Source organism: Chrysiogenia bacterium (assembly GCA_020434085.1).
In the GTDB taxonomy this organism is placed as follows: Bacteria; JAGRBM01; JAGRBM01; order JAGRBM01; family JAGRBM01; genus JAGRBM01.
In genome coordinates this window covers 1-4,796 of the sequence record JAGRBM010000056.1, presented here as the reverse complement: position 1 = coordinate 4,796, position 4,796 = coordinate 1, and the positions used below count along the sequence as shown (strand labels likewise).

Below are 4,796 nucleotides of genomic sequence, written 5' to 3'. Positions count from 1 at the left end.
GTTGCTGGTCAGCGTGCTCTCGCAGACCTCGTCCATGGGAAGCGCGACGGCCATGGTGCAGGCAATATCGCTGAAGCGCCGCGCGACCAGCTCCACCTGATTGAGCCCCGTCGTGTCGGCGAGGTTGGCCACGGCGATGGCGACGGGCGCGGTGGCGCCGCCCTGGGGAGCGGTGATCTGCGCGCTCGGCGTCGTGGTCGGGCCGGTCGTGTCGTAAATGATGTTGACGCGCACGTCCTCGGTCTGGGTGCCCATCATGGTGGTGCGCGTCGTGCGCACATAGAACGTATAGGTGCCGTCGGTGCTGAAGGCGCTGCCCGGCGTGCTCAGGCTGAATGCGCCGGTCGAAGCATCGGGCACATCAGTGACCGGCGTCATGAAGGGCTGGAGCGTGTCGTCGAGCAGCTCCACATCGTCGGCGGAGGGGTCGGTGCGTCCGTCGATGACCACAGAGGTCGCGTTGGTCGGGCGGGTGTTGATGATATCGGGCGGACCCATCGTGACGCTGAACGAGAGCGCCTCGCCGTTGTGGTCGCCACCGGAATTGGTGAGCATCTCGATCGAAGCGGGAATGACGGTCTCGGAATCGGTGCGGTGAATGACCGCCACGCGGATGGGATCGCTCTCGTTGCCCACGGCGTCCACCGTGGTTGCGGTGAACTCGCTGATGGAATTCTCATACGAGGCGGGCAGGGTGATGCCCGGAACGCTCGCGCTGATGCTCATGGGCGGAACCGCCGGCGCCGCAGCGCTGCTCTCGAAGGTCGTGTCCGTCGTGACCCGGGCCAGCAGGCTCTCGCCCAGGCTCCGGTCGGGATTGTCGGTCGAATCGGTCAGATCGAAATCCATGCTCAGAGCGTCGCAATCGCCGGTGAAGGGACCTTCGAGCAGGAGCACCACATCGAACACCGGGTCGGAGGTGTTGACGCTGAGCATGCAGGTCATGCCGTCACTGGCAGCGCCGGTGAAGGCCGGCGCGTCGGGCGCGGATCTGTCGGTGACGAGCTGCGCGTCGCTGATGGTCGTGATCTGGTTGCCGCTGGTATCGGTCGCCGCGATGTCGAAGCGCCCGCCGCTTGCCACTGCGCGAATGGTGGGACCGTTGGTCCCGTCGGCGGGGAAGACGTCGCTGGTGGGGTCGGCCGCACCGTTGACGAACAGGCCGCCCGGCGGAACGAAGCGCAGGGTCGATCCCGCTTCCACCGTTCCGAAGGCAAAGATGTCCGAGAGCGCGGTGCGGTATCCGCCCGGCGCGCCCAGATCATACTGCACGCAGCTTGAACTGCGGGGAAGCATGCCGCCGGTGGCAGCGCACTCGCCCATTGCAGTTCCCACCGGCAGACACGGGCCGTTGGCATCGCAAAGGCGCGTGATGGTGGGGGCGGGGTCGACGCTCAGGTCGAGACGGACGGTGTAGGGGCCGACCTCGATCATGTTGCCCGCACCGTCGGAGACATAGACCCTCAGGTCCGTCTCGGGAGGATCCTCCGGCACAACAAAGGCCAGATCGACATCCAGGACCTTTGTCACCGGGCCTGTAACGACACTCGAGACAATGGGATTGCTGGCGGCTTTGTCGGAATGGATCTCAATCGTGACCATTTCCATGCTGGTGACCGAGACCTGTGCCTTGACCGTAGTCTGCTTGATGGTGTTGGTCGTGTTGAGCGCCAGCGCGGGGACCCACTGAACGCTGGCGGTCGGTGCGAGATCGTCGTGGGTGACGGACAGCACCGCAGAGGGCGCGGACATGTTGCCCGCGGCATCGAAAGCGATCGCCTGCAGATTGTTCCCCTGATTCTGGCGGAGCGAGACAGTGATGTCGGTTTGCGGGTTGGCCAGCACCTGCTCAATGGGCGTGGGCATCAGACCGCCGGTCACCCGCACTTCGTAGGCACCGGTGGGCGAGGGGGCTGCCGAAAAGGTCACGTCCACGTCGATGGAATCGGTGGTGACCGGGTCGCTCATCCCGTCGCTCCGGGCAAGATTCGTCGGCGCGTCCGGCGCCAGCGTGTCGTAGGTGAAGGTGAAGGTCTTGCTGGCCACGTTGAAGGACGCATCGTAAGCGGTCAGCGTGACGTCGTATTCGGTCTCGTCGGGCGGGGTCGGCGTGTCCGGAATCGCAATCAGCTCGCTGAGACCGCCGCCAGGTGTGTAGCGGACGGCAAAGTCGCCCGGCACGGCGCCGCCGTCGTCGGCATTGAGGATCATCAGCACCGGCGCGTTCGTGTCGCCGCTGCCGGAAATGAAGACATCGAGCGTCGATTCGTTGGAGTAGAAGTGAGTCGGCGGCAGCATGGAGGGAAAGGGATTCTCTCCGTTGACCTCGATGCTTGCGGGGAAATTGCTCACGGTGTCTTCGGCGCCGGTTCCGAAATCATGGACCACGGTGGTTGTCAGCGTTCCCGCGTCACCCTCTGCTTTGATGCCGGGCAGGATACTCAGCCGGTAGAACTGCCTTCGTCCGAGCGAGTCCCCGTTGGTGGTGTGGGTAAAGGCCAGCAGCGGGGGCGAGGCCAAATCGTAGATCACCACGCTCTGGTCCAGCCCGGCGAATTCCGGGTCCGTGTTCAGGGTGAGCGGGACGAGGTTTTGCGTATTGTTCACTTCATTGATGAAGCGCAGCTCGACCCGGTCGGTCAGGGACGCTTCATCGGGCGCGCGATCGAACTGGATGATGATGTGGGTCGTCGTGCTCGCATCTTCGGTGATGCCGGGGGTGTAGTTGACCACCGTGAGCGCGTTGGTGTCCCCGGGATCCGGCGTCCCACCGCCGCCGCCGGGGCCCAGGACGGTGAGCACGTTCTTTCCCTCGCAGCCGAAAACGGCGAGGCAGAGCAGAAATACTGCGGCCAGGCGCTGAAAAACGCGGAAATGCTGCAAATTCGATGACATCTGGACGTGGCACTCCATCTCAAGCAAGACAAGCGGCGGCCCCTGGCATCGACCCCTCGTGCCACCGCATGCAGTCCTGAACCGTATACAAAAGTATATTGACCCGGGGTTGCCGCTGTCTAGGCCAATTCATTAGTATTTGCAAGACCTTACGGCATCTCAGCGGTGAGGCGGATCACAGGGACCCGGCAGCGGGGCCTGGGTGATTCGCAGCGGCACGTGCCGCGAAAATCCTGAATCGAGGCAAAATGGGCGTACTCGACGAGATTGAACAACAGGACCGAAAACGCACCCGCACCTACCTGGTGGTGGTCCTGCTCGTGCTGGCTGCCGCGGGGGGCGGATTCCTGGCCTCGCGCCAGGCGCCGGTCCCGGAAAACCCCGACGACGCCGCGATGCCGGCCGAGGCGGTCGAGCTCGGCGGTGGTCGCAGCGGGCTTCGCCCGGCCGTGCTGGAAGAATTCGACAAGACCGCCGCAGTCAGCGCCGATGGCGCAGAGATCGGGCGCGAAATCGACTCGGCCTACAGCTACCCCCAGCGTCGGGGCATCCGGGGGCTTCGGATCACCTTTACAAGCCCCTTCATCGACAACCAGCTCCGCGTCTGGCTCAAGAAGAACGGCGCCGACGACGCGCATGCCGAAGGTGCCTTTACCGAGATCCACTACGTGTGGTCGCCAGAGCGCGGTCCCGAGCTCATCATCCTGGGCTGGCCCCGTGAACTGCAGCCGCTTGAGCTCAAACGCCAGGAAAACACCCTGCTCAAGCTGGCCGAGTTGGTGGTCCCGCGAACGCAGGAAGAATTTTTGAAAGACTACGGCGTGCGCGTCGGGCGCAACGACAAGGGAATGGTTGTCTGGGGAGAGCGCGCAAACCCCGATGGTGCGCTCAAGGAATTCTACAAATACTTCAGCCCCAACCGGATGGTTTCCTTCATCGAGGGCGAGGGCGCCCATGCCAGCTTCGAGACGCTCACCTACTACCAGAAACTCGACGACCAGCGTGTCGTTGATGTGATGAAGACCTGGGTGGAGACGCCCAACAAGACCTTGCGCTACGATATCGAACCGGTCTACGGGAATTTCGAGGGCACCTGGATTGCCGCGCAGATTACGCAGACCTATTACGATGAAACCGGCGCGGTCGAGGGCATGCCGCTCTCGCTGGTGCTCAAGGAAATCGAGATCGACCGGGTCTCCTCCAACGCCGAATGAAGGATCGCACCCCCATGATGAAAACCCTCGCCACGTTTGCCCTGATGTTCGCGCTCGCTGCGGGGTTGCAGGCGTGTGAAGAGAAACAGGCCGAACGCCCGATTCCGCTGGAGACGCTCGAGACCGCGCGCCATCAGCTCCTGTATCGCAACCTCGCGCGCCACTCGATGCGCGAGAGTGTGCGCTCGAAGATGGCGGAGCTCCCGCGCCACGACCTGCTCGGCGACGATTCGCTCGCGCGTGTCTATCTGGACGTGCCCCTTCAGCCGGAGGGCGGTCCGTGGCTGTGGCCGCCGAGCCAGCTTGCGATGGTGCTCACGCTCTTTGATCCCCAGCCCGGACGCCGCGCCCTGCTGATCGGCGCGCAGGAAGGCTGGGCCGCGATGATCCTTTCCTCGATGGGCGTGGAAGTGCATGTCTGGGATCCTTCCAGCGAGTGGGCCGAGCACGTGCGCGAACGCCTAAGCGCGGCAAAGGCCGAGAACTTCAATCCAGAAAACATCCAGTGGTTCGATACTGCGGGCGAGGCAATTGCCGCCGGACCCTGGGACTACATCTTCGTCACCGGCACCGTGCAGGAAGTGCCGCCGAGCTGGACGGCCTCGCTGCGCAACGGGTCGGGCAAGCTCATCGCGCCCTATGGAACGCCGCCGGGGGTAACCCTTTCAAGCTTCACCCCGATGGACG

At 64.0% G+C, this 4,796-nt stretch carries 3 protein-coding genes; 2 read left to right on the top strand and 1 reads right to left on the bottom strand.

Annotated features, from left to right (window positions below):
• Window positions 1-2,895 (bottom strand): hypothetical protein (locus KDH09_01900; GenBank protein MCB0218422.1); only part of this gene is annotated, 2,895 nt, incomplete at its 3' end.
• Between the two features lie 248 nt (window positions 2,896-3,143).
• Between KDH09_01900 and KDH09_01895 the strand changes: the two genes are divergently transcribed.
• Window positions 3,144-4,109 (top strand): hypothetical protein, encoded by a 966-nt coding sequence (locus KDH09_01895; GenBank protein ID MCB0218421.1) that lies wholly within the window; start codon window positions 3,144-3,146, stop codon window positions 4,107-4,109.
• Window positions 4,110-4,123: 14 nt separating this feature from the next.
• Window positions 4,124-4,796, top strand: a 673-nt coding sequence (locus KDH09_01890; GenBank protein ID MCB0218420.1) for a hypothetical protein, incomplete at its 3' end; no start/stop codon positions are given.